Source organism: Saliniradius amylolyticus, from assembly GCF_003143555.1.
GTDB classification, from domain to species: Bacteria; Pseudomonadota; Gammaproteobacteria; order Enterobacterales; family Alteromonadaceae; genus Saliniradius; species Saliniradius amylolyticus.
Genome location: NZ_CP029347.1, coordinates 2,343,099 through 2,365,747, shown reverse-complemented (window position 1 = coordinate 2,365,747; position 22,649 = coordinate 2,343,099). Strand labels below are relative to the sequence as shown.

Below are 22,649 nucleotides of genomic sequence, written 5' to 3'. Positions count from 1 at the left end.
CGCGCCACTCGTTTAAAAAGGGGAATCCGTTGGAACTGATCCGGGGCTTGCACAATATCCGACCTCGACACTCTGGCTGCGTGTTGACCATCGGTAAGTTTGATGGGGTGCACCTGGGGCATCAGGCGGTGGTGAAAAACCTCCTGGCGAAGGCCAGAGAATTACAGCTACCGGCCACCGTGATGGTGTTTGAACCGCAGCCCGAAGAGCTGTTTACTCCGGATTCGGCGCCGGCGCGATTGAGTCGTCTGCGGGATAAGTATCGCCAGTTAAAGAAATTAGGCGTGGACAGGTTGTTGTGCGTGCGTTTCAACCGTCGTTTTGCCAATCAGTCGGCCTCCTTTTTCATCCAGGATCTGCTGGTGAAACAATTGGGCGTGCGTTTTTTGGTGGTAGGTGATGATTTCCGTTTTGGTCATGGCCGGGAAGGCGATTTTTCCATGCTGCAGCGCGCCGGAGAGGAATTTGGTTTTGACGTCGTCAGCACCGACAGTTTCCGGGTGTTTGATCGGCGCATCAGCTCTACCGCAGTGCGTGAGGCTCTGGCTAAAGGGGATCTCAAGCGTGCCGAGGCTATGTTAGGCCGTCCCTACAGCATTGAGGGGAAAGTGGTGCATGGCGATAAGCGTGGGCGGCAATTGGGGTTTCCCACCGCTAATGTGCTGCTTAACCGGTGTAAGGCGCCGGTGAAAGGTGTCTTTGCGGTCAAAGTGCACAACGCAGAGAAAAGCTGGTCTGGGGTGGCGAACATCGGCACCCGCCCGACCATTAACGGCGAGCGCTCACAACTGGAAGTGCATCTGTTTAATTTTAGTGGCAGTCTCTACGGACAGACGATCAGTGTCGAGCTGGTCAGTTGGATCCGGGATGAGATTAAGTTTGACTCTCTGAGTCAGTTACAACAGCAAATCGAGGCGGATGCGCAGCAGGCGCGTGACCGTTTGGCAGTCGAACAATGATAGCGCGCGAAGCGCGATTAACTGGAAAAGAGGATCGATGAGCGATTATAAGCACACCCTGAATTTGCCGGAGACCGAATTTCCCATGCGTGGCAACCTGGCCAAGCGGGAACCGGGTATGTTGGAACAGTGGACTCAGGACGGGCTCTATTACAAAATTCGTGAAGCCAAAAAGGGCAAAACGCCTTTTGTGCTGCACGATGGCCCTCCCTATGCCAATGGCAATATCCATATTGGTCACGCGGTAAATAAGATCCTCAAAGACATTATCGTTAAATCCAAGACCCTGTCGGATTTCGATGCCCCCTATGTGCCCGGTTGGGATTGTCATGGTCTACCCATCGAATTACAGGTAGAAAAGAAAGTCGGCAAGCCGGGTAAGAAGGTCACCGAGGCCGAGTTTCGTCAGAAGTGCCGTGAATATGCTGAAAAGCAGATTCAGGGGCAGAAAACCGATTTCATTCGCCTGGGCGTGCTGGGCGAGTGGGATAAACCTTACAAGACCATGGAATTCCAGTCCGAGGCCGATATCATTCGGGAGCTGGGCAATATCATCAAGGCAGGGCATCTTGAGAAAGGCTTTAAGCCGGTGCACTGGTGCACTGACTGTGGTTCGGCGCTGGCCGAAGCCGAAGTTGAGTACAAAGACAAAGTCTCGCCCTCCATTGATGTGGCTTTCCCTGTTGTTGATGAGGCTACGTTTGTTGAGGCCTTTAAACATCCTGAAGGTCATACTGGTGAAGGGCCGGTGTCGGTGGTGATCTGGACCACCACCCCCTGGACCTTACCGGCCAATCAGGCCATTGCTGTCAGTCCCAAACTTGAATACTGTCTGGTTCAGGCCGAGACCGAGCAGGGCAAGCAGCGCTTTATCCTGGCCTCGGAGCTGGTGAAAGACTGTATGGACCGCTTCGGTATCGATCATTACCACGCGCTGGGCTATTGCAAAGGCGCGGCGCTGGACAAGCTCAAAGTGGAGCATCCCTTCTATGATCGCCATTCGTTGATGATTCTGGGCGATCACGTCACTACAGATTCAGGTACGGGTTGTGTACATACTGCGCCCGGCCATGGTGTGGACGACTTTAACGTGGGTCGTCAGTACGGCTTGCCGACGGTCAATCCTGTGGGCGCTAATGGTGTTTATCTGGACGATACGCCACTACTGGCTGGTCAGCATGTGTTCAAAGCCAATGACAATATCGTTGAGCTGCTAAAAGAAAAGGGCCGCCTGGTGCATCACCACGCCTATGAGCACAGCTACCCGCACTGCTGGCGCCATAAGACGCCGATCATCTTCCGCGCCACACCTCAGTGGTTTATCTCCATGGATAAGAATGGTCTGCGCGAGCAATCCCTGAAAGAAATTGCTAAGACCAAGTGGATCCCCGACTGGGGTGAAAACCGCATCAAGAGCATGGTGGAAGGTCGTCCCGATTGGTGTATTTCACGACAGCGCACCTGGGGTGTGCCGATCGCCTTGTTTGTGCATAAAGACAGCGGCGAGCTGCACCCCAATTCGCTGGAGCTGCTGGAGAGGGTCGCTCAGGAAGTAGAGAGAGGCGGCATTCAGGCTTGGTGGGATCTGGACGCTAAAGAGCTGCTGGGGGATGATGCCGATACCTATGTGAAGGTGAAAGACACTCTGGATGTATGGTTTGACTCCGGCGTGACACATTATTTTGTGGTGGATCGTCGCGACGACATTCCGGCCAGCGCTGACCTTTACTTAGAAGGCTCAGACCAGCACCGTGGCTGGTTTATGTCTTCCCTGATGACCTCTACTGCCGCTAAAGGCCACGCCCCCTACAAAGAGGTGTTGACCCACGGCTTCACCGTGGACGCTCAGGGCAAGAAAATGTCCAAGTCCCTGGGCAATGTGGTGGCGCCTCAGGATGTGATGAACAAGCTGGGTGCCGATATTCTGCGTTTGTGGGTAGCCTCCACCGACTATCGCGGTGAGATGACCGTATCCGATGAGATATTGAAACGCTCAGCCGATGCTTACCGTCGTATTCGTAACACCGCGCGTTTCCTGCTCGCTAACCTTAACGGCTTCGACCCTGAGCAGCATCTGGTACCTATGGAGGAGATGGTGGCGCTGGATCGCTGGGCTGTGGGTCGGGCTAAGGCGTTACAACAAGAGCTGTTGACCGCATACGAGCAATACGATCTGCTGGTGGTAGTGCAGAAGCTGATGCATTTCTGTTCCATCGAACTGGGAAGTTTCTATCTGGATATCATCAAGGATCGTCAGTATACGGCTAAGGCCGACAGTGTGGCCCGCCGAAGCTGTCAGACGGCGCTGTATTACATCGCCGAAGCCCTGACCCGCTGGATGGCGCCGATCATGAGCTTTACTGCTCAGGAAATCTGGCAACAGTTACCGGGTGAGCGTGATAAGTATGTCTTTACCGGTACTTGGTATCAGACTTTGGAGAACCTGAATACTCAGGATGAGTTTGGTAATGCCTACTGGCAGCAGGTTCTGGATGTGAAAGAAGCGGTTAATAAGGCGCTGGAGCAGGCCCGTCGCGAAGATGTGATAGGTGGCTCGCTACAAGCCGAGCTCACGCTCTACGCAGACAATGAACTGGCTCAGTCGTTGGCTAAACTGGAAGACGAATTGCGATTTGTCTTGCTGACATCAAAAGTTACGGTTCTGAATAGCGCTGACAAACCAGCTTCAGCCACCGAGACCGAGGTAGAGGGACTGTGGCTGACAGTGGCGAAATCTGATGGCGACAAGTGTGTGCGCTGCTGGCACTATCGTACCGATGTGGGGCAGCAACAGCAGCATCCTGAGTTGTGTAACCGTTGTGTGACCAACGTGGACGGTGAAGGTGAGCAGCGCCATTATGCCTAATGTGTTCCAACAAACTGGTTTGCGCTGGTTGTGGATCGCGCTGCTGGTATTGGTGGCCGATCAGGTCACTAAGCAGATGGTGGTTAAGTATATGGATCTCTACCAGACCATCGAAGTGATCCCGATGTTTAACCTGACCTATGTGCATAACTATGGCGCCGCGTTCAGCTTTTTAAGCAACGCAGGTGGCTGGCAGCGCTGGTTGTTCACCCTGATTGCGGTGGTGATCAGCGGTCTTATTTTATACTGGCTGAAACAAAGCCGTCGTGAACAGGCCCTGTTGCCCTGTGCCTTTACTCTGATTTTAGGCGGAGCACTGGGTAACGTAGTTGATCGGCTTATGTTTGGTTATGTGATCGATTTTCTGGATTTTTATTATCAGCAGTGGCATTGGCCGGCCTTTAATATTGCCGACAGTGCTATTTGCGTCGGAGCGGTGTTACTGGTGATCGATGCTTTCCGCAATAATGGGGTACAGACGGATGACTGAAAATATCATTGGGGCCGACAGTGAAGTGATCCTACACTTTGATCTGAAATTGGAAGACGGCTCGGCCGCAGACAGTACCCGGGTGAATAACAAACCCGCCAAGATGCGTATGGGCGATGGCAGTCTGACCGCCAATTTTGAAGCCTGCTTACTCGGGCTCAAAGCCGGCGATAAGAAAGCTTTTACCCTGGAGCCGGAGGATGCCTTCGGTCAACCCAATCCAGACAATGTTCATCATATGGATCGCAGTAACTTTGATGCGCAGACGGCCAAGCCGGGAATGATTGTGGCCTTTACCCAGCCTGGCGGTGCGGAAATTCCTGGCATTGTCAGGGAGGTCACCGGCGACTCGGTGACCGTGGACTTTAACCATCCACTGGCGGGTCATAAAGTCACCTTTGACGTAGAAATTATCGAGGTTAAATAGTTTTATGCAGCTACATCTGGCCAACCCAAGGGGCTTCTGCGCCGGTGTCGACCGTGCCATCACTATTGTCGAGCGGGCTCTGGAAATATTCGCGCCGCCCATCTATGTGCGCCATGAAGTGGTGCACAACAAGTTTGTGGTTAACGGTTTACGTGAGCGGGGCGCGCGCTTTGTCGATGAGCTCAATGAGGTGCCGGATGACAGCATCGTGATCTTCTCAGCCCATGGCGTGTCCCAGGCGGTTCGCAGAGAGGCCGAGCGTCGTGGCCTGAAGGTCTTTGATGCCACTTGTCCCTTGGTGACTAAGGTGCATATGGAGGTGACTCGTGCCAGTAAAAAAGGGGTGGAGTGTATCCTTATCGGCCATCAGGGGCATCCCGAAGTCGAGGGCACCATGGGCCAGTACGATAACCCGGTGGGCGGCATCTATCTGGTGGAGTCACCTGAGGATGTCAGCGCGTTGAAGGTTAAAGATCCCAGCCAGCTTTATTACTGTAGCCAGACTACATTATCGGTGGACGATACCGCCGATGTGATCGATGCGCTGCGAGCCAAATTCCCAAACATCGAAGGTCCACGGAAGGATGATATCTGTTATGCCACCCAAAACCGTCAGGATGCGGTGCGGGAGCTGGCCTCCAAAGTGCAAGTGCTCTTGGTCGTCGGGGCTCAAAATAGCTCTAACTCTAACCGTTTGCGCGAACTGGCTGAGAAAATGGGCGCTCAGGCGTATCTGATTGATGGCGCCAGTTGTATTCAGAGTCAGTGGCTTGAGGGTGTTCAGCATGTTGGGGTTACAGCCGGTGCCTCGGCCCCTGAGGTATTAGTTCAGGGGGTCATTGAACGGCTGAAGCAACTGGGAGCCAGCGAAGTGACAGAAACGCCGGGAAGAGAGGAAACCATCGAGTTCGCTGTTCCTAAAGAATTGCGTGTGCGTCAGGTCGGTTAGTCCCAACAATCCGCGGGAGCCTTGTTTTGGGATTGATCCAGAGTCAAGGGAGTACAGGCGGAGTCCGCGCTGGATTGTCCCGATTTAGCGGTAGCGGTCAGGGTATAGGTATTGGCCGAAACATTGGATATTGAGAAGCTGTAGTAGTCGCTGGTTGGCAGGGTTAGATCCGCATCATCCCCGTAGCTGGCGTTTTCCAACCTGTAGCCTTCCTGTTGCATTTGCAATTGCAATAATTGCTTGATGGCGTCGCCGCGCCGACTCTCGGCAATAAAACTTTGATAGGAGGGGACGGCCAAGGTTACCAGAATGCCGGCGATTGCCACCACGATCATTAATTCCAGCAGCGTTACCCCTCGAATACGTTTTCTCATTGTTGCATACCTTAGTCTTTGTCTGGATCGTCTACTATGTATGTAGCGCGAAAGCGTGTCCAAGTCGATATTAAATGGGTATGTAATTTGTTTACAAAGTACCGCCAGTCGGGTATTTCACTGCTGGAACTTATGATCACTGTGGCCATCATCAGTATTGTCGTGATGCTGGGCGCTCCGTCGTTTGTGACCGCTTTTCAGACACAACATTTGAAGGGAGCCAGCGAGGCGACCTATTTCACCCTTCGTTTTGCCCGATCCGAGGCCATTAGTCAGGCCAGTGATATCACTGTGGACTTTAACAGTGGAGCCAACTGGTGTGTCGGAGTGAGTGACACCGGTAGCTGTGACTGTACTGCGGCTAACAGTTGTCAGGTGCGTGGCGTGGAGCAGGTGGTTAAGGCTGCCGACTATGGGGATGTGGCGATGCAGAATATGACCTTTGTGGGCGGCGAATCCCAGTTCGATGGTATGCGAGGCACGTCGGCCGGTAACGCCGGTAGCCTGGAGTATACTCTGGGCGGCAGTACTTTCAGAGTCATACTCAGCAATTTAGGCCGGGCAAGAATCTGTTTGGTGTCGGGTAATATGACCGGGTATGACTCATGCGCTTAGTCCGTCGATATGAACGCGGTGCGAGCCTGGTTGAGCTGCTGATTGCTCTGGCGCTGGGATTGGCGTCTTTGTCCATCCTCGCCTCATTAGTCGGGTTTGGAATCGGCAGTAACGCCAAACTGATGCAGCAATCTCACCTATCCGAAGAGCTTATCTCGGCTATGTCATACATGGCGGGGGATATTCGCCGGGCGGGTTTTAATGGCACTACCTTAGAGATGGTGACTGACCCGGCAACCAGTCCCTCATCTTTTGCTAATTCCATCAGCATTGGTGCCTATGCCGGTGAGGCGGCTGACAGCTGTATTGAATACGCCTATGACGCCGATGCCGATGGTACTTTGGATAACACAACGCCAAATGAAAATTATGGTTTCCGCCTGCGTGATGGTGCCATCGAGGTGCGTCAGGGGGGAGCGCTTTGTACCGATGAAGGTTGGCAGGACCTGACCGATGCTTCCCGAGTGACAGTTACAGCGCTGAACTTTGCTGAACAAACGTTGGTCAGTGGTGGTGTCACCAGTCGGGAGATCACCATCACTATGGTGGGGGTATTGCCCTCGGATACGGACATCAGCCGGCGTTATCAGGAAATTGTATTGGTACGCAGTTATGATTAAGTCCTTATCCTCCATGCGGCGTCAGCGCGGCGCTCTTATTCTGGTATCGTCGGTGTTACTGTTAACCATAGTCACCAGTGCCACCCTCTATACTGGGCGGGTTAAAACCCTGGAGCACCGCATACTGCTTAATCAGCAAAATCATCGCCTGGCCTTTTCTGCTGCCGAGGCTGGTGTAATGCGGGCCTTGGGAAGACTATCCAGAGAGCCTCAGTGGACTGCGGATACCAATGGTAATCTGGACAATAATGCCCAGTTTCAAATCACCCAAAGCCGCCAGGATATCGATCGTGAAAGCTCTACGGTGACGTTGGTGACTCTGACCTCAAGTGGAAGCTCGCCAGACGGTCAGGCCAATGTGACCATCTCGGAGCAGGCGTTAATCTACAGCATTCTGGCTAATCCACCCGATGCGCCCTTGATTGTTGCCGGCGGTATGAATGTCAGCGGTAGTTTTGAGGTGACGGCGAACCCTAACGGCGGTGGCACCGGTGTGCCTCTTTCCATCTGGACCGACTCTCTTGTGGATATGAATAATGGCAGCGGTACCACCTGCGGTCTGCAGGAGTTTCAGGATGGCAATTGCAGCACTGATCCCTATTCGGAGAAGGGCTTTAAAAACCTGGATATTGTCGACGAGGATCCGGACTTTCCTGACGACCTCATGGAATATCTGTTTAACGTGCCTGAGGACCAGTGGACACAACTTTTGGCCGAAGCGGATCTGGTGGTTAGCAGTTGCGCTGGACTGGATGCTAATACAACGGGGTTAGTCTGGGTAAACGGTGATTGCAGCATTAACAGTAATACCCAGGTGGGCAGTTCCGATGATCCTGTGATTCTGATTGTGACCGACGGGGATATCACCATGAACGGTGGTGCGTCCCTCTACGGTATCTTGTTTTCCTTCCGCAAACCGGGTGTGACTGCAGACTTTGAGATCGATATGGCCGGTGGTGCATACACCTATGGTTCAGTCGCCTCCAACCACCCAGTTGGCAACTCAAGCGGGACCTATAACGCGGTCTATGACGCTGATGTGCTGGCCACCATCGATCAGCACGACGCTTTTAAGCGAGTGGCTCGAGTGCCCGGCAGCTGGCGAGATTTTTAGGGCCCTAGGCTCTGGGAGATAAATATGAAAGCACGTGGTTTTACTTTAATTGAAATGCTGGTGGCCTCACTGATTATCATGCTGGGGGTCACGGGGTATGTCAGCCTGCAGAATCTGTATATCAAGAAAGACTCGCAAACCAACCTACGCGCCATCGCCGTTAAGGCGGCTCAGGAAAAACTGGAAGACTTACGGAGTTTTACCTCCCTCAATGACGATCCTAATGCCTTTGATTATGGCGATATCGGGGATAACAGCGGCGGAGACCTGGCCGCAGGCGATATAGCAATAGAACTCACCGATGAGCAGGGGAACAGCTACACGTTTAACCGGACCTGGACGGTGACTGATCAGTATTTTGTCGATACCGATGGCGATGATCAGGATGATACCTGGCTGGATGCAGGCGATCCGGATCTGCCACAAAACCTCCCTTCCTGGCCAACCCAGAAGATGGTCACCGTCACTATCGGCTGGAAGGATAATCAGGGGGAGTCCCACAGCCTGTCACTGGAAGGTACAGTGGCACCGGTTCTGCAAAGTGACAGCCGACAGGCGATGAACGAATCGGCCAATGCCAAAAAGTCTCCTGAAGTGGAATATGTGCCTGGTCAGGCTCCGGATGTGATCTCCTACGATTTGGGGAATAACGAGAAAGTAGAAACCAGTAAGCCGGTTCCGGATGTGAAAAAACAAGGGGATAACATCGAAGTCCAGTTCGAGACCATCAAATACATCGAACAGGATGAAGTCAGCAAGCTGGAGCAGGAAGACTTTCTGACCGTTAATTGTCGCTGCCAACTGGCGGGTACGGCAGAGGGCATGACACCCTACCGGACCGTGCTGGAGGATGACGAGCTGCAGGTGGAGCCCGGCCAGACGGTTTCAAAAATGACCGGTAAGCCGGCCGACAGCCAACAGCCTGCGTTGTGCGATGCCTGCTGTCAGGATCATCATGATACGGTAACCATGATTAGCGAGGGCAATTACTATCGTGCCGAGGATGGCGGTCCCCATAAGCATTATAACTACTCTGGGGGGAGCTATTCGTTGGCTTCATCGGTGGGCGATACCTACGTAGAAGCGTGTCGGTTCAAACGGGTGGATGGTTTATTTAAGCTCTACCCTGACTGGCGTCTGGTGGATATTGTCGCCTTTGACGATACTTATTTATTCAGTGATGCCAACCTTAACGCCTATAAGAGTTTCACCGAGTCAGCAGTGAAAAATTCGATAAAGGGACTGACGTCGCCCGCTAAGCCCTCAGGGCGGGACATTGTTGTGCCCCCCGGTGGCTATCAGATCATCGCTCGTGGTATCTATGTGGACCGGATGACCAACAGCCATCAACAAGCCGTTATCAATAAAATTAATGCCGGTGATGAGACCTGGAAGGCCATTACGCCTTTTTACGACATTAATCTGACACTACTGGCCAATTGGTCCACTGGCGATCCCAGTGTGGCCAGTATCACACAGGAAGCGGTGTCTACGATTGTCGATCCCGAGAATGATTTCTATGGTACTTACAGTCGGGGGCGTCTTGAGGCGCTGACCGATGGGAGCACCAATATTTCGGTAACCTCATATCCCTATAATGCCGGTATCACGGCAACCACACCGGTATCGCCAGATGAAAACGACAACACCAGAACCGATGATAGCATGCAGGTGGAAGTGGATGGTCAGGCCACCAGTGAGAAATTCTTCGGCCTGATCGGCGATATCAAGTGTACCGCCATGGTGACCAAAAATAACACCACTGTCGAAGAAACCTGTGAAACCAACAATACCCAGAAAGCCAGTTACGTGGATCTCAGCAGCATGAGCATTGTTGCCGATCCCAATAACTTTAAGTGCTCTGTTTCAGTGCCTAAAGGGAACTCTACTCCCTTCTACAGTTGTGACAAAGTATCGGAGAACTGGAACGGCAGCATCACCTTCAACTTTAGCTCGGCGAAGTACACAGTGACCATGAAGCTGGAGTATCCAGATGGCTCAATTGTCGAGTCTGACACCCTGACGTTCATAGAACCACTGAACGCCACGTCGAATCGCGAATACAACCTGATCCTTAAGTTAGAGTAATGCCGGTCGCCGGGGAGGAGAGCAGTACTTCCCCGGCATCAGCTTAAAAAGCCAGAGAAAATACAGCATTAGGCTGTATTTTTTTTTATCATAGGGGCACATCTGTGCAAACAAGGTACGCTATGGACGCCAACGTCATTATTCAGGAGATGCGGGTTGAGCCCAGCATCGATGTGAAATACGAAATCACCCGCCGGGTGAATTTTATGAAGTCCCATCTGCGTCGCTCCGGTCTGAAGAATCTGGTTTTAGGCATCAGTGGCGGCATCGATTCCTGCACATTGGGCCGTCTGGCTCAGATTGCTGTGGATGAGATGAATGCCGAGCACCATGAAGAGCATCGCTTTATCGCCGTGCGTTTGCCTTATTCATCCCAGGCCGATGAAGACGATGCCCAGGCCGCCATTGATTTTATTCAGCCCTCTAAGAGCGTTACCGTCAATGTGCAGTCGGGGGCCGATGCGGTTCACGACGAAACCGCCACAGCGTTAGCTAAGCAGAGCCTCTTGCCTGATGACGAGGACAAGCAGGATTTTGTCAAAGGCAATGTAAAGGCACGGACGCGTATGGTCATTCAGTATGAAATCGCCGGCATGGTCGACGGTTTGGTTCTGGGGACCGATCACTCGGCAGAAAATATTACCGGTTTTTACACCAAATTTGGTGACGGAGCCTGCGATTTGGCGCCTCTGTTTGGCCTGAATAAACGTCAGGTGCGCCAACTGGCCGATGAGTTGGGCGCACCACGTCATATAATTGATAAGGCTCCCACCGCCGATCTGGAGAGCAATAATCCGCAGAAAACCGATGAGGCTGCGCTGGGCTTAAGTTATGACCAGATTGATGACTTTTTGGAAGGGAAAGCGGTTGCTCCCGAGGTGTCGGAGAAGCTAGTCTATATTTATCAGCGCACGCAACATAAGCGCCGTCCGATACCGACGATATACGACGACGAATAACGAGGTCAGCACATGAAAAAGATCGAGGCCATCATTAAGCCTTTTAAAATGGATGATGTCAGAGAAGCGCTGGCGGAGATTGGCATTACCGGTATGACGATCACCGAAGTTAAGGGGTTTGGCCGCCAGAAAGGCCATACCGAGCTGTATCGCGGGGCAGAATATCAGGTGGACTTTCTGCCTAAGATTAAAATCGATCTGGTATTGGGTGACGAGCAGGCCGAACGAGCCATTGAAGCCATTATGAATACGGCTCAAACCGGCAAGATCGGTGACGGTAAAATCTTTGTTTATGATGTGGAACGTGTCGTTCGCATCCGCACTGGAGAAGAAAACGAAGACGCGGTTTAATCTGTGTTTTTAGTGGGTCAGGAAGCCAGCGTTGCGCTGGCTTTTTTATTTTAGCCGGACTGGCAAGGCGCTAGTGTCTTATCAAAATAAATGGAGATTTCAGCAACTGTTACGCCAAATTTTTTCATGTAAGAGCGGTTCATAATGCGTTGTTTGTCCAACTGATACATCCAGTCGTCGATAGCAAATTCGTAGCGGGTATCATCCATGGGGACCTCAAGAGTATAGTGCCAGTTAAATGCCTGGCCTTGTGAACGCCCTGAGGCGGTGCCCACCACATCACCGGCAGTACCGGTGACCACGCCATTATCGGCGATGTTCAACTTCCAAATGCGTTTTTGTATCTCTCCGTCGTTGAAGTAAAAAGTTTCGTCCAGCTCGCCCCGATTGCCGTCCCAGGAACCGATAATATCCACGCAGAAATGTCGCACCAGCTTGCCGCTGTAATCCTCGATCATGCCGCGAGCGGTGACCCGACCGTCGAAATAGCTCTTTAATTCGAAGTTGGGCTGGGTTTGCCGGTAGTCCTCCAGTGAGGCTGAACAGCCACTGAGGAAGGCGGCAAACATAAGCATTAGAGTAGTCAGTTTCATGGCTGAGCTCCGATCAGTTTATTGCGAACTTTGGGGTAGCTGGCATTTTCCGATAGCCAAATGGCGGCAAAGTGATGACCAAACTCGGCCTCCGCAATACGACCGATAAATTGGCCGTTGTAATAGAAGTGACTGACTTGGTCGGCATCCAGATGCAGAATGAGCTGATCCCCCTCTTTTAAATCTGGCCAAATCCGGCCGACCTGTTGCAGCCAGGTCTCCTGAAGAGGATGAGAAAGCCCGAGCTTCTGCCATTGCTCTTGGGTGGACTCCACCAGTTCCTGACTATCGATGTCACGCAGATAATCAATTTTTAGTGCTAAAGGGCCTCTAATATCCGTGAAGGTGCCGCTTGGGGTATAGAGACTCGACCAGTATACGTCCCAGAACAATACTTCCAGTTTGGCTTTGCCGACTTGCTGCATGTTCTCAATGGGACTGGCAAGGCTTAAGGAAGCCAGACCCATCCAGACAACAGCAATGACAATTTTAATTAGTTGCCAGTTCATAATCGCTCCTTTGTGCCATATAACGCATGACGGCAATTAAAGCGGGCATCAAGGCCGCCCAGACCACGGCCAAAATGAAAAAGGTGACCGTGAGGCCGTAGGGAAATTCCACAGCTTGAAAGCGCCACCCGGTGATATAACTCAGTGGTGCCGATATGGCTGCACAGCCAGCGGCTATAAGGGGGCGCCGATAAAAATAATTGAGGCTGTGAGGCAAGGTGGCGGTGAACACCACCCATAAACCTATCAGCCACAGTGGAATGGGTAGTAGAGCTTGCTCAAAGACAAATACGCCGCAGAGGGTTAAGGCGATATCTACCGCAATCCCGAGCAAGGCTGCGGCGCCCACGCATACCAGTTCCCGCAACGGCTGGCGTAGCAAGACAAAATGAAGGACTAATAATGTCAACAGGCCAGGCAGCCAGGGGGTCTGACCCAACACGGCTACCAACCAGGCGACCTGAAACCACACCAGGTTACCCCAGAAGGCATAATGGGGCAGTCTAAATACGCTGGATGTCATCGCGATAGCCTGGTTTACTCATCAACATCTGTACGGTACTGATGGTTCTCTCCCAGAAGCCGCCTTCACAGTAGCTGAAGTAAAAACGCCACAGGCGGGCAAAATGCGGGTCATAGCCGAGGCCCGCCAGTTCATCCTGTTTGGCCACAAAACGACGCTGCCAGTCTTTGAGAGTGCGGGCATAGTCATAGCCAATATCATGACAGTCCCGGACTACCAGAGCCGTATTGTCTTTCAGGCATTGTTGAATGACGCTCTGGCAGGGCAGAAAACCACCGGGGAAAATGTATTTCTGAATAAAGTCCATCCCTTTGCTGTAACTGTCGTAGCGCTGCTCGTTGATAGTGATGGACTGCAGCAGCATGAGACCGTCCTCGGTGAGTAAGGTATTACATTTAGCAAAAAACTCTCTTAGAAAGTCTTTTCCCACCGCTTCGATCATCTCAATGGACACCAGTTTGTTATAGCGACCTTCAAGCCGTCGATAGTCTTGTTTCAACAAGGTGATCTGGTCGGTCAACCCTTCTGCTTCAACCCGTTCACCGGCGAGCTTATATTGCTCCTCGGAAATGGTTGTGGTGGTGACCTGACAGCCATAATGCTTAGCCGCATGAATGGCCAGTGCGCCCCAGCCAGTGCCGATTTCCATAAGATGGTCATGCGGCTTCAGGTCCAGCTTGCGACAAATAATATCCAGCTTATTTTGCTGGGCCTGGGCTAAGTCCGCCTCTGGAGACGGGTAGATGGCCGCCGAGTACATCATACTGTCATCCAGAAAGCGGCGGTACAGGGTATTACCCAGATCATAGTGCGCGGCAATGTTTTTCTTGGCCTGCACGGTCGAATTGCGGCGGCGCCATTGAGTGCACCAGTTTACTGGGGCCATTAACCAGCTTAACTGGCTTTCCAGATGGTCTAGCAGGGTCATATTGCGTGCGAACAGACGAATAACGGCCGTCAGATCCGGTGTATCCCAGAGTTCGTCGGCAAAGGTCTCGCCAGCGCCGATACTTCCTCCCAGCAACAGTCTTGGATAAAACTCGGCGCTCAGCACATTGATTTCGGCTCGAAGGGTATCTGCCGAAGAGCCAAAGCGCTCTACCTCAGTGCCTTCCTCGGCCAGCACCAGATAGCCTTGCGGCAGCCGTTGCAGAACCTTCAGTAATGTGGCGCGACACAGTTTTTGCCAGGCCGTCATGGATTGTGGTCGACTCAGCGTCCTGTCACTGCTTTGCATACTTACTCCTTACCACTAACTGGGTGGGAATACACCGGGGCGCCCTTGCCAAAAAGTTTCAGGGCCTGCCAGTAGATTCCGGTTATCGTTTTTAAACTCATCGTGCTTAACATTACGCGCCAGAGTTGTTTTGGGTTCATTGGCAGCCTCGACAGGTCAATGCCGGCGCTGAAGTGTGACGTTTCCCGGCGCAAGTCGATGCTCAGGCGCAGCTTTTCGTCAGGTTCAGGTACCTGCCAGTGATAGGTCATGTCCATGGGGTTAAATGGCGATACATGGAACGCCTTGCTGGTAGGTTGAGGGTTGGTTAGATCCACCACATATCGATGACGTTCATTCCAGGGGGTGTTGCTGACCTCGGCCAGCATATGGGTGAACTGGCCCTGCTCATTTTGCCGGTAGTAAAAGTTGACCGGGCTGAACAGCACGCCAAAAAACCGTAACTGACCCAGCAGGAACACTTTACCGCTAAGTTGTTCACCATCGCAGGTCGTCATGGCCTCCAGCGCCACCTCCTTGAGGGAGCGTTCTGGCTGGTCAAGGTAGTCGCTACGGCGAAAACGCACCGGGGCCCAGCGCCGGTAGCCCAGATATTTGTGCTGATCCAGTGACTCGAGTTGATCCAAGTCCAGCCAAAACAGATGAATCTTATACTCAAAGCTGTGTTGTACCGGCCGGTGACGACGATGCCAGGTGAGTCCCGAGTAGATGGCATGGTTGGTCATAGGCTCGCTCCAAAACGAGCACACACATCCAGACCACTTCTCACGCCATCTTCATGAAAACCGTTGTACCAGTATGCGCCACAAAAATGCAGGCCGTCGATGCCGCAAATTTGCTGGCGTTGCTGTTGGGCCTGAATGCCGGCATCGGAGAATTGCGGGTGGCTGTAATGAAAGCGGCGTAGAACTTTATCAGGATCGATGTCGTCGCTGTTGTTCAAGGTGACGCAAAACGTCGTTTTGGTGTTGAGTCGCTGTAGAATGTTCATATTGTAAGTGACTGACGCCGGGCGCTCTCGTTCACCAGACTCGCCTTTAATCAAATAATTCCAGCTGGCCCAGGCCAAAGGCCGTTTGGGGAGCAGGCGAGTATCTGTGTGCAAAACGACTTCATTATCGGAGTAAGGCAGTGCACCTAAAATACGTTGTTGCTCTTCTGTGGGTCTTTCCAGCAATGATAGCGCCTGATCGCTATGGCAGGCCAAGATTACATGATCGAACTGCTCGGTTGGACGGTCTGAAAAGCTCAGTTCCCACCCTTGGTCGGTTTGACGACAGCCCCTTACCGGGCAACTCAGATGAATACGGTCTTTAAAATGTTTACATAGGGGCTCAATGTACGATCGTGAGCCCCCAACAAGGGTGTACCATTGAGGCCGGTTTTGAACGTTCAGCAGGCCATGGTTGTTAAAAAAACGCAGAAAAAATGGCAGTGGGAAGGCCTTAACATCCTCTAAGGATGCGGACCAGATAGCGGCACACATGGGCAAAATGTAATTACCGGCAAAGTAGTCGCTAAATTCCTGGCGCTCTAGCAGCTGTCCCAGGGTGTCGTGTTCGGTGAAACTCTGCCGTTCCAACTCCTCTTTACAGAGTCTGTTGAAGCGCAATATTTCGCCGATGAAGCGATAAAACCCAGGTCTCAGCAGATTGCGTCTTTGGGCAAACAGGGTGTTGAGCGTATGGCCGTTGTATTCAAGATTCTGGGCGCTGTTTTTCACGCTGAAACTCATTTCGGTGGGCTGACGCTTTACCCCCAACTTATCCATCAACTGGATAAAGTTCGGATAGGTCCAATCGTTGAAAACAATAAAGCCGGTATCAATGGCATGAGCTTCACCATTTACTGTCACATCTACCGTATGAGTATGACCTCCGATGTAGTCATTAGCCTCAAACACCTGAACATCATGTTCTTTACTCAGCAGGTGAGCGCAAACTAATCCGGAAATGCCCGTGCCAACGATAGCGATACGTTGAGTCATTACTTCATTCCTTTACTCAATGCCACCTGCAAGGCGGTGGGAAGTTTAGCAAATAGTCGCATTAGCCAGGCGAACAGAGTCGGGAAGTAAATACTGCTCGAGCGACGCTCTATACCGGTTAAGAATTGTTTTGCCGCGCGTTCAGCGGAAATTCGCATCGGCATGTCGAAGTCGTTCTGCTCCGTCAGCGGGGTCTTCACAAATCCGGGCGAAACACTTTGTACGATGATCCCCCGACCCGCTAAGTCCACCGCCAGGCTCTTAGTAAGGTAATGGGCCGCAGCCTTACTGGCTCCATAGGCCTGACTGCGGGTAAATGGCAAGCACCGGGCCAGGCTGTCTACTATGACCAGTTGATTGCCAGATTTCAGCTTGGGTAGTATGGGATCCAGGGTGTTTACAAGGCCGAAAAAGTTCGGCTCAAATACTCGTCGAAACAAATCGGTGTCCCAGTTATCTACATCCACATACTCGCAAGTCCCCGCATTCAGAACATAAACATCCGCATTCACGTTCTCTAGTGCTTGTTTACATTGTTGGTTATCCGAGACATCGAAGCTCAGGGGGGTAATGTTAGGCTCTTGCCCGGTTAGTGCTTCAAGGCGCTCCTCGTTACGACCGCATGCGATAACCTGCCAGCCCTGGGACGCTGCTCGCACCGCCAAGGCTTTGCCGATGCCTGAACTTGCGCCTGTTATGAGTATGGTTTTCATTGCGTCATCCTGCGTTTCACCCAGCGGATTGCGGTGCCCAGTATTGGAAGATGCTCGTACAACATCGCACCGAGATCATAGTAGTCGGTTTGCTTAGCTATACGACCTTCGCGGATAAGCAGTTCACTGAGCCCGTCGAGCTGGATCGGTCTGTTGCCGTTTATTCTTGGGTGGCGATACTGCATGGTCCAGCGCACATAGGCGTGCTCCGGATCATCGGAAATGTGATGAATGGTAAAGTCGCATTGAGTGCAGTTTTTCACCAACTCCGCGAAGTAACGTTTTACCGCCACGATGCCCCTGTGCCGGCCTACTGGATCGATGAACAATACGTCGTCGGCATAAATGCGTTCCAGTTGTCCGATAGCGTCGAGGTTAAGGTGTTGATACAGATGGCGGAATTGTTCCATCAGAGTCATGGATAATGTCCTTACGAGTGGTCCATAAAAGCACGTTTACTATAAACGGGCGAGGTCGTTTTGGATCATTTTGTGGTGCCAACGATCCAATCCTTTAATCGTTTAGTAATAGGAGTATAGGTAAAACCGAGCTAAGTCAGCTATGAGCGAGAAATCTATCAGCATTCCACTGTTTCCCCTTTCCTCGCACGTGTTGCCCGGAGGCCGTTTGTCTTTGCGGATCTTCGAGCCCCGCTACCTGAGGATGGTAAAAGAGGCCTGCCGTCAGAACTCAGGCTTTGGCATATGTATGCTGAAGCAGGGGCTGACCGGTAGCGAGCGCTGTCCGATTCTACCTATTGGCACCTACGTTAACGTGGTGGACTTTGACATGCTTAGAGACGGGATGTTGGGGATTACCGTGGAGGGTCAGCGGTTATTTCATATGGAGCAGTTCACGACTCAGTCAGACGGGCTGCGCATCGGCCAATGCCATTGGTTGGATATGTGGCAAGCGAACTTGCCAGAAGAGTCTATTAATCCCCTGGTGAAAAAGCTTAAACAGACATTCTCTCGCTACCGGGAGTTAGCTGAACTCTACGAGCAGCCCAGGTTTGACGACCCTCAATGGGTCGTATCTCGCTGGCTGGAGCTGTTGCCTGTCGACGCAGAGCAAAAACAGTGGTTATTAGGGCAACAAGATAGCGGAAAAGTCGTCGATTTTCTGACACAATTAACCCACTGATCCATTTTCTGTTTACTTGGGTATAAGTTGCATCTTAATAATTACACAGGTGACAGAGCATGCTCGTTGGGATTCAATTGCAAAGCACCAAGTCACAACCACAGGACAGTGGTGATTTAAAAGCGGATATGGCGGCAATGTTGCAGAAAGTGGCAGATGAGCGTTGTAAGGCATCATTTGCCCGGCTGTTTAATCATTTCGCACCACGCATTCGCTCCTACGCCTTAAAGCAGTTTGGAAACGAGGCGCAGGCCATGGAATTAGTTCAGGACACTCTGTCTAACGTGTGGCAGAAAGCGCACTTGTTCAACGCCAGCAAAGGAGCGCCTTCGACCTGGATATTTACCATTGCGCGTAACATTCGCTTCGATATGCTGCGCAAGCAGCAGAACCGCAAAGAGGATATTTGTTCTGATGATTTGTGGCCGGTGCTGTGTGAGCAAACCGCAGAACCCAACGAAGTCGACATGGATGAACAAATGACTTTGCATCAGGTGGGCGAGATGTTTTCGTCGCTGCCCGAAAAGCAGCGACTGGTCATAGAAGCAATTTATGTTGAGGGTAAGTCCCAGCAAGAGGTTGCCGACCAGTTATCCATTCCATTGGGGACCGTTAAATCACGGACCCGTCTGGCGCTACAACGTTTAAAAGAGATGTTAGATCACGATGAGTAACTTTCACCCCACATACCAACAGCTAATACAGTATGTCGCTGGAGAGGCATCTCCACAGTTGGCTTTGATGGTGGCAGCGCATGTGGATATGTGTCCGCTGTGCCAGATGAAAGTCGCCTGTGAAGAAGAAGCGCTTGCAGAGCAGCAGATAGATCAGGCTCAGGTTCAGGCTGAGTCAGCCGACTCGCAGATGCAGCGAATGCTCAGCGACATTATTCAGCAACCACAATCTGAAGGCATTGCCCTGCCGCACCAAAAACATCGTTCCAAGGCCCTGGAACTGGATGGAAGGGAGTTTGAGGTGCCTCGTTGTCTACAGCGCTATGCGGAAAAAGTAACCGGTTGGAACCGCATGGTGGGCAAGCTTTGGCAGGCCAGAGTGGATCTGGGCGGCGAGGGTCGGGCCGACTTTATATTTATGGAAAAAGGCGGTTCGGTGCCAGAACATACACACAATGGTCAGGAAATGACGCTGGTATTAGATGGCGAGTTCGTCGATGAATATGGTCATTATCAGGATGGCGACTTTCTGTTGATGGACGGTCAGCGGCGTCATAGTCCCAGAGCCGAAGTGGACGAAGGCTGTTTGGTGTTCTCCATTGTGGATAAGCCGTTGCATTTTACTTCAGGCTTGTCTCGGTTGCTGAACCCTTTTAGTCACTTATTCTTCAAGTGATGCTCTGCCTGACTTAACAGGCATAAAAAAGCCATCTTTACAGACTCATTATCGACGTCTGTTTAGATGGCTTTCTGCATAGGGTAACTGGATGTATTAACCGACCAGATCAGACTCCGGGTAGTTGAGCTTTAACACCTTAAGGGTATTTTGCTTTAATTCTTCCAGTCCCAGCTGTTCATAACACTCTATCATCAACTCTAATGCGCTTTGCACATGAGGTGTGTCGGGGAAATACTCCAGTACGTATTTGCCACGATTGGCGGCGGCAACATAAGCCTGACGTTTCATATAATAGCTGGCGATAGCGAGCTCATAACGAGCCAGACGGTCTTTGATATGCAGCATACGCTGCTTGGCATCGGCCACATACTTGCTGTCCGGGTGCTTTTCCAGCAAAGTGCGAAAGTCTTTAAATGCCTGGCGTGATTTACTGGGATCGCGGTCAGCCCTGTCAATGCCCACCAGATCCTGGAATAAATTCGCCTCGGCGTCCATATTGACTAAGCCCCGCATATAATGGACGTAATCGGCGTTGGCATGGTTGGGGTTTAATCGCAGAAAACGGTCAATGGTAGCCAGGGCTTTATCCACGTCCTTTGTTTTGTAATAGGCGTAGATGAGATCCAGTTGTACCTGATCGGAGAAAGGACCAAAAGGGTACTTGGAATCCAGGGCACTCAGTGTTTGAGTGGCACCATTAAAATTACCATTTTCAAGGTTTTCCTTGGCCTTGGCATACAAAGCCTGCGGGCCTTGGTTGGCCAGTTCGATATCTTCTTCTTCCGGAGATGTGGAGCAAGCTGACAGACCTAAAACGGCGGTCAGCAGGAATACGTGAGTCAGGCGTGGTTGCTGCATAAAAATCTTATCTGCCTCTGCAATTCGTCATGGTGCAAAAATCCGTTAGAATGGGCACCGTTTTTATATTCATCGATGGATGTCGCTGCATTCTACCGCAGTGATCGAGGCGATGCACACGATAATCAAAGGGCTCGTTACCACTAATGCAAGAATCCATTTCCCTAACCGGCAATATTCCCGAACAGGATGCCGGAAAACGTTTAGATCAGTCATTGGCCAGTTTGTTCCCGGACTACTCCCGTTCCCGGATTAAAGAATGGATTTTAGAGGGGGGCGTAACCATCGATGGTACCGTAGTGGATAAGCCCAGAGACAAGGTGCTGGGCGGTGAACAGGTGACCATTGAGGCACAAATCGAAGTTCAGGGCCAACATCAACCTGAGGCCATCGCGTTGGATATCGTCTATGAAGATGACGATATTCTGGTGATAAATAAGCCAGCCGGATTGGTGGTGCACCCAGGAGCGGGCAACCAGTCCGGCACCCTATTGAATGCGTTGCTGAACCACTGCCCGGAGATTGAGTCGGTGCCCAGAGCCGGAATCATTCATCGGCTGGATAAAGATACAACCGGCTTAATGGTGGTGGCCAAGACCATACCGGCTCAAACGCATTTAGTTGCACAGCTGCAGGCACGGGAAATTAGCCGTGAGTATGAAGCCCTGGTCAACGGCATTATTGTAGCTGGGGGAACAGTGGATGAGCCCATTGGCCGTCATGATACCAAGCGCACCAGCATGGCGGTCCGCGCCATGGGCAAACCAGCGGTGACTCATTACCGGGTGATGGAAAAATTCCGCGCCCATACTCACCTGCGCCTGAAGCTGGAAACGGGGCGCACTCATCAGATACGGGTGCACATGGCCCATTTACAACATCCTATCGTGGGGGACCCGCTATACGGTGGACGTCCCAAGCCGCCCAAAGACGCCAGTGAGACCTTCCGACAAGGACTCAGGGAGTTTAAACGTCAGGCCTTACATGCGGCTCAGCTGGAACTGGCTCACCCTGTCAGTGGTGAGTGGATGAGCTGGCAGGCACCGCTGCCGCAGGATATGGTAGCGATGCTGGAACTGATGCAGCAGGATAAACGAGATAATCCGGAAGATTGGTGATGATCACCCCAAACTGGCCGGCGCCAACGAATGTTCAAACATTTTGTACCGTCCGTCAGGGCGGTTACAGTGCGCCACCTTATGACAGCTTAAACATTGCGGGTCATGTGGGCGATGATCCGACTCGGGTGGCTAAGAATCGCCACCTGCTGCCCAACTACCAGAATCTGGTTTGGTTAGAGCAGGTACATGGCAACCATGCAGTGGAACTTAAAGCCGGACAGACGGTGGATGAGCCGGCTGATGCCAGTATCTCCCGTACTCCCGGTGTCGGCTGTGTGGTGATGACCGCCGATTGTCTGCCGATGCTGGTCTGCGACGAGAGAGGCTCGGTAGTGGCGGCCGTACACGGTGGTTGGCGTGGCTTAGCGGCTGGCGTTATCGCCAATACCATTAAAAAAATGGCGGTGCCCGGTGAGCAATTGATGGTTTGGCTCGGGCCGGCCATCGGGCCGGACGCCTTCGAAGTCGGTGAAGAAGTGCTCGATCACTTTATTGACTGTAAAACGGCTTTCAGAAAAACCGCGAAGCCGGGCAAATATCTGGCGGATATTTATCAGATCGCCCGCCATCAGTTACAGGCTTTGGGCGTGCAGCGCTGTTACGGCGGTAATGACTGCACCTTTTCAGACGCCAGTCGTTTCTTTTCCTATCGTCGTGATGGGCAGACCGGTCGTATGGCGTCGGCCATTTGGCTCACCTGATTGATCCAGCGCAAGCCGACACTTGCTCAAAGACTTGATTCATTATTCATCAGTACCCATAAATAACCACAAGTAAGATTTTTACCAGAAGGTACTGAC

Annotated in this window: 26 protein-coding genes; 16 read left to right on the top strand and 10 right to left on the bottom strand. The window is 52.0% G+C overall.

What is annotated here, in order from left to right:
• Nucleotides 1-29: 29 nt before the first annotated feature.
• Genes ribF through ispH form a run of 5 tightly spaced genes read left to right on the top strand, consistent with a single transcriptional unit; the run spans nucleotide 30 to nucleotide 5,691 of the window.
• Nucleotides 30-959 (top strand): bifunctional riboflavin kinase/FAD synthetase, encoded by a 930-nt coding sequence (ribF, locus tag HMF8227_RS11055; RefSeq protein ID WP_109340226.1) that lies wholly within the window; start codon nucleotides 30-32, stop codon nucleotides 957-959.
• A 37-nt stretch (nucleotides 960-996) separates the two neighbouring features.
• Nucleotides 997-3,825 carry an isoleucine--tRNA ligase gene (gene ileS / locus HMF8227_RS11050; RefSeq protein WP_109340225.1) on the top strand — a complete coding sequence of 943 codons (2,829 nt, stop codon included), beginning with the start codon at nucleotides 997-999 and terminating at the stop codon, nucleotides 3,823-3,825.
• Nucleotides 3,818-4,315 carry a signal peptidase II gene (gene lspA, locus HMF8227_RS11045; RefSeq protein ID WP_109340224.1) on the top strand — a complete coding sequence of 166 codons (498 nt, stop codon included), beginning with the start codon at nucleotides 3,818-3,820 and terminating at the stop codon, nucleotides 4,313-4,315. Before ileS ends, lspA begins: the two co-directional genes overlap by 8 nt.
• Nucleotides 4,308-4,742, top strand: coding sequence for an FKBP-type peptidyl-prolyl cis-trans isomerase (gene fkpB / locus HMF8227_RS11040; RefSeq protein ID WP_109340223.1), 435 nt, complete (start codon nucleotides 4,308-4,310; stop codon nucleotides 4,740-4,742). Before lspA ends, fkpB begins: the two co-directional genes overlap by 8 nt.
• Before the next feature lie 4 nt (nucleotides 4,743-4,746).
• The gene (gene ispH / locus HMF8227_RS11035; RefSeq protein ID WP_109340222.1) at nucleotides 4,747-5,691 is read left to right on the top strand and encodes a 4-hydroxy-3-methylbut-2-enyl diphosphate reductase; all 945 of its coding nucleotides are present in this window, start codon (nucleotides 4,747-4,749) and stop codon (nucleotides 5,689-5,691) included.
• Here the strand turns inward: ispH and HMF8227_RS15265 are convergent.
• The gene (locus HMF8227_RS15265) at nucleotides 5,688-6,065 is read right to left on the bottom strand and encodes a type IV pilin protein (RefSeq protein WP_109340221.1); all 378 of its coding nucleotides are present in this window, start codon (nucleotides 6,063-6,065) and stop codon (nucleotides 5,688-5,690) included. The two genes, ispH and HMF8227_RS15265, sit on opposite strands and share 4 nt — an antisense overlap.
• Nucleotides 6,066-6,152: 87 nt before the next feature.
• Here HMF8227_RS15265 and HMF8227_RS11025 point away from each other — a divergent pair, with 87 nt between their 5' ends.
• The 6 genes from HMF8227_RS11025 to HMF8227_RS11000 all read left to right on the top strand — a co-directional run bounded on the left by HMF8227_RS11025 (nucleotide 6,153) and on the right by HMF8227_RS11000 (nucleotide 11,812).
• Nucleotides 6,153-6,680, top strand: coding sequence for a GspH/FimT family pseudopilin (locus HMF8227_RS11025; RefSeq protein WP_162558578.1), 528 nt, complete (start codon nucleotides 6,153-6,155; stop codon nucleotides 6,678-6,680).
• Nucleotides 6,671-7,300, top strand: a complete 630-nt coding sequence (locus tag HMF8227_RS11020) for a hypothetical protein (protein ID WP_109340219.1) — start codon at nucleotides 6,671-6,673, stop codon at nucleotides 7,298-7,300. Before HMF8227_RS11025 ends, HMF8227_RS11020 begins: the two co-directional genes overlap by 10 nt.
• Nucleotides 7,293-8,414 carry a hypothetical protein gene (locus HMF8227_RS11015; RefSeq protein ID WP_109340218.1) on the top strand — a complete coding sequence of 374 codons (1,122 nt, stop codon included), beginning with the start codon at nucleotides 7,293-7,295 and terminating at the stop codon, nucleotides 8,412-8,414. The genes HMF8227_RS11020 and HMF8227_RS11015 overlap by 8 nt, the downstream gene beginning before the upstream one ends.
• A gap of 24 nt (nucleotides 8,415-8,438) precedes the next feature.
• On the top strand, nucleotides 8,439-10,502 hold the full coding sequence (locus tag HMF8227_RS11010) for a prepilin-type N-terminal cleavage/methylation domain-containing protein (protein WP_109340217.1): 2,064 nt from the start codon (nucleotides 8,439-8,441) through the stop codon (nucleotides 10,500-10,502).
• Nucleotides 10,503-10,624: 122 nt separating this feature from the next.
• Nucleotides 10,625-11,461, top strand: a complete 837-nt coding sequence (nadE, locus tag HMF8227_RS11005; RefSeq protein ID WP_109340216.1) for an ammonia-dependent NAD(+) synthetase — start codon at nucleotides 10,625-10,627, stop codon at nucleotides 11,459-11,461.
• A gap of 12 nt (nucleotides 11,462-11,473) precedes the next feature.
• Complete coding sequence (locus HMF8227_RS11000) at nucleotides 11,474-11,812, top strand: P-II family nitrogen regulator (RefSeq protein ID WP_109340215.1); 339 nt, start codon at nucleotides 11,474-11,476, stop codon at nucleotides 11,810-11,812.
• 50 nt (nucleotides 11,813-11,862) lie between these two features.
• Here HMF8227_RS11000 and HMF8227_RS10995 read toward each other — a convergent pair whose 3' ends face one another.
• Genes HMF8227_RS10995 through HMF8227_RS10960 form a run of 8 tightly spaced genes read right to left on the bottom strand, consistent with a single transcriptional unit; the run spans nucleotide 11,863 to nucleotide 17,793 of the window.
• A complete protein-coding gene (locus HMF8227_RS10995) occupies nucleotides 11,863-12,405 on the bottom strand; it encodes a DUF3833 domain-containing protein (RefSeq protein ID WP_204101050.1) in 543 nt (180 codons plus the stop codon).
• Nucleotides 12,402-12,914, bottom strand: a complete 513-nt coding sequence (locus tag HMF8227_RS10990; RefSeq protein ID WP_239421287.1) for a chalcone isomerase family protein — start codon at nucleotides 12,912-12,914, stop codon at nucleotides 12,402-12,404. The genes HMF8227_RS10995 and HMF8227_RS10990 overlap by 4 nt, the downstream gene beginning before the upstream one ends.
• Nucleotides 12,895-13,437: a DUF2878 domain-containing protein gene (locus HMF8227_RS10985; RefSeq protein WP_109340214.1), complete on the bottom strand. Its 543-nt coding sequence runs from the start codon at nucleotides 13,435-13,437 to the stop codon at nucleotides 12,895-12,897. Before HMF8227_RS10985 ends, HMF8227_RS10990 begins: the two co-directional genes overlap by 20 nt.
• Nucleotides 13,418-14,674, bottom strand: coding sequence for an SAM-dependent methyltransferase (locus tag HMF8227_RS10980; protein WP_109340213.1), 1,257 nt, complete (start codon nucleotides 14,672-14,674; stop codon nucleotides 13,418-13,420). Before HMF8227_RS10980 ends, HMF8227_RS10985 begins: the two co-directional genes overlap by 20 nt.
• 2 nt (nucleotides 14,675-14,676) lie before the next feature.
• Nucleotides 14,677-15,399 carry a DUF1365 domain-containing protein gene (locus tag HMF8227_RS10975; protein WP_109340212.1) on the bottom strand — a complete coding sequence of 241 codons (723 nt, stop codon included), beginning with the start codon at nucleotides 15,397-15,399 and terminating at the stop codon, nucleotides 14,677-14,679.
• Nucleotides 15,396-16,661 carry an NAD(P)/FAD-dependent oxidoreductase gene (locus tag HMF8227_RS10970; protein ID WP_109340211.1) on the bottom strand — a complete coding sequence of 422 codons (1,266 nt, stop codon included), beginning with the start codon at nucleotides 16,659-16,661 and terminating at the stop codon, nucleotides 15,396-15,398. Before HMF8227_RS10970 ends, HMF8227_RS10975 begins: the two co-directional genes overlap by 4 nt.
• Nucleotides 16,661-17,374, bottom strand: a complete 714-nt coding sequence (locus HMF8227_RS10965) for an SDR family NAD(P)-dependent oxidoreductase (protein ID WP_109340210.1) — start codon at nucleotides 17,372-17,374, stop codon at nucleotides 16,661-16,663. Before HMF8227_RS10965 ends, HMF8227_RS10970 begins: the two co-directional genes overlap by 1 nt.
• Nucleotides 17,371-17,793 carry a nuclear transport factor 2 family protein gene (locus HMF8227_RS10960; RefSeq protein WP_109340209.1) on the bottom strand — a complete coding sequence of 141 codons (423 nt, stop codon included), beginning with the start codon at nucleotides 17,791-17,793 and terminating at the stop codon, nucleotides 17,371-17,373. Before HMF8227_RS10960 ends, HMF8227_RS10965 begins: the two co-directional genes overlap by 4 nt.
• Nucleotides 17,794-17,935: 142 nt before the next feature.
• Here HMF8227_RS10960 and HMF8227_RS10955 point away from each other — a divergent pair, with 142 nt between their 5' ends.
• Genes HMF8227_RS10955 through HMF8227_RS10945 form a run of 3 tightly spaced genes read left to right on the top strand, consistent with a single transcriptional unit; the run spans nucleotide 17,936 to nucleotide 19,867 of the window.
• Complete coding sequence (locus HMF8227_RS10955; RefSeq protein ID WP_109340208.1) at nucleotides 17,936-18,517, top strand: LON peptidase substrate-binding domain-containing protein; 582 nt, start codon at nucleotides 17,936-17,938, stop codon at nucleotides 18,515-18,517.
• Between the two features lie 59 nt (nucleotides 18,518-18,576).
• Nucleotides 18,577-19,191: a sigma-70 family RNA polymerase sigma factor gene (locus HMF8227_RS10950; RefSeq protein WP_109340207.1), complete on the top strand. Its 615-nt coding sequence runs from the start codon at nucleotides 18,577-18,579 to the stop codon at nucleotides 19,189-19,191.
• Nucleotides 19,184-19,867, top strand: a complete 684-nt coding sequence (locus HMF8227_RS10945; protein ID WP_109340206.1) for a ChrR family anti-sigma-E factor — start codon at nucleotides 19,184-19,186, stop codon at nucleotides 19,865-19,867. The genes HMF8227_RS10950 and HMF8227_RS10945 overlap by 8 nt, the downstream gene beginning before the upstream one ends.
• A 96-nt stretch (nucleotides 19,868-19,963) precedes the next feature.
• On the opposite strand, the gene HMF8227_RS10940 is transcribed toward HMF8227_RS10945, so the two are convergent.
• Nucleotides 19,964-20,728, bottom strand: a complete 765-nt coding sequence (locus HMF8227_RS10940) for an outer membrane protein assembly factor BamD (RefSeq protein ID WP_109340205.1) — start codon at nucleotides 20,726-20,728, stop codon at nucleotides 19,964-19,966.
• Nucleotides 20,729-20,874: 146 nt separating this feature from the next.
• On the opposite strand from HMF8227_RS10940, the gene rluD reads away from it, so the two are divergent.
• The gene (gene rluD / locus HMF8227_RS10935) at nucleotides 20,875-21,846 is read left to right on the top strand and encodes a 23S rRNA pseudouridine(1911/1915/1917) synthase RluD (protein ID WP_109340204.1); all 972 of its coding nucleotides are present in this window, start codon (nucleotides 20,875-20,877) and stop codon (nucleotides 21,844-21,846) included.
• Entirely contained in the window at nucleotides 21,846-22,550 is a 705-nt protein-coding gene (gene pgeF, locus HMF8227_RS10930) for a peptidoglycan editing factor PgeF (RefSeq protein ID WP_109340203.1), read from the top strand. Before rluD ends, pgeF begins: the two co-directional genes overlap by 1 nt.
• The last annotated feature ends 99 nt before the right edge of the window (nucleotides 22,551-22,649 follow it).

Bases quoted from the DNA above. Each gene is read 5' to 3' on its own strand.
- ileS (WP_109340225.1), top strand. From the start codon at position 997: ATGAGCGATTATAAGCACACCCTGAATTTGCCGGAGACCGAATTTCCC.
- lspA (WP_109340224.1), top strand. From the start codon at position 3,818: ATGCCTAATGTGTTCCAACAAACTGGTTTGCGCTGGTTGTGGATCGCG.
- fkpB (WP_109340223.1), top strand. From the start codon at position 4,308: ATGACTGAAAATATCATTGGGGCCGACAGTGAAGTGATCCTACACTTT.
- ispH (WP_109340222.1), top strand. From the start codon at position 4,747: ATGCAGCTACATCTGGCCAACCCAAGGGGCTTCTGCGCCGGTGTCGAC.
- HMF8227_RS15265 (WP_109340221.1), bottom strand. From the start codon at position 6,065: ATGAGAAAACGTATTCGAGGGGTAACGCTGCTGGAATTAATGATCGTG.
- HMF8227_RS11020 (WP_109340219.1), top strand. From the start codon at position 6,671: ATGCGCTTAGTCCGTCGATATGAACGCGGTGCGAGCCTGGTTGAGCTG.
- HMF8227_RS11015 (WP_109340218.1), top strand. From the start codon at position 7,293: ATGATTAAGTCCTTATCCTCCATGCGGCGTCAGCGCGGCGCTCTTATT.
- HMF8227_RS11010 (WP_109340217.1), top strand. From the start codon at position 8,439: ATGAAAGCACGTGGTTTTACTTTAATTGAAATGCTGGTGGCCTCACTG.
- nadE (WP_109340216.1), top strand. From the start codon at position 10,625: ATGGACGCCAACGTCATTATTCAGGAGATGCGGGTTGAGCCCAGCATC.
- HMF8227_RS11000 (WP_109340215.1), top strand. From the start codon at position 11,474: ATGAAAAAGATCGAGGCCATCATTAAGCCTTTTAAAATGGATGATGTC.
- HMF8227_RS10995 (WP_204101050.1), bottom strand. From the start codon at position 12,405: ATGAAACTGACTACTCTAATGCTTATGTTTGCCGCCTTCCTCAGTGGC.
- HMF8227_RS10990 (WP_239421287.1), bottom strand. From the start codon at position 12,914: ATGAACTGGCAACTAATTAAAATTGTCATTGCTGTTGTCTGGATGGGT.
- HMF8227_RS10985 (WP_109340214.1), bottom strand. From the start codon at position 13,437: ATGACATCCAGCGTATTTAGACTGCCCCATTATGCCTTCTGGGGTAAC.
- HMF8227_RS10980 (WP_109340213.1), bottom strand. From the start codon at position 14,674: ATGCAAAGCAGTGACAGGACGCTGAGTCGACCACAATCCATGACGGCC.
- HMF8227_RS10975 (WP_109340212.1), bottom strand. From the start codon at position 15,399: ATGACCAACCATGCCATCTACTCGGGACTCACCTGGCATCGTCGTCAC.
- HMF8227_RS10970 (WP_109340211.1), bottom strand. From the start codon at position 16,661: ATGACTCAACGTATCGCTATCGTTGGCACGGGCATTTCCGGATTAGTT.
- HMF8227_RS10965 (WP_109340210.1), bottom strand. From the start codon at position 17,374: ATGAAAACCATACTCATAACAGGCGCAAGTTCAGGCATCGGCAAAGCC.
- HMF8227_RS10960 (WP_109340209.1), bottom strand. From the start codon at position 17,793: ATGACTCTGATGGAACAATTCCGCCATCTGTATCAACACCTTAACCTC.
- HMF8227_RS10955 (WP_109340208.1), top strand. From the start codon at position 17,936: ATGAGCGAGAAATCTATCAGCATTCCACTGTTTCCCCTTTCCTCGCAC.
- HMF8227_RS10950 (WP_109340207.1), top strand. From the start codon at position 18,577: ATGCTCGTTGGGATTCAATTGCAAAGCACCAAGTCACAACCACAGGAC.
- HMF8227_RS10945 (WP_109340206.1), top strand. From the start codon at position 19,184: ATGAGTAACTTTCACCCCACATACCAACAGCTAATACAGTATGTCGCT.
- HMF8227_RS10940 (WP_109340205.1), bottom strand. From the start codon at position 20,728: ATGCAGCAACCACGCCTGACTCACGTATTCCTGCTGACCGCCGTTTTA.
- rluD (WP_109340204.1), top strand. From the start codon at position 20,875: ATGCAAGAATCCATTTCCCTAACCGGCAATATTCCCGAACAGGATGCC.
- pgeF (WP_109340203.1), top strand. From the start codon at position 21,846: ATGATCACCCCAAACTGGCCGGCGCCAACGAATGTTCAAACATTTTGT.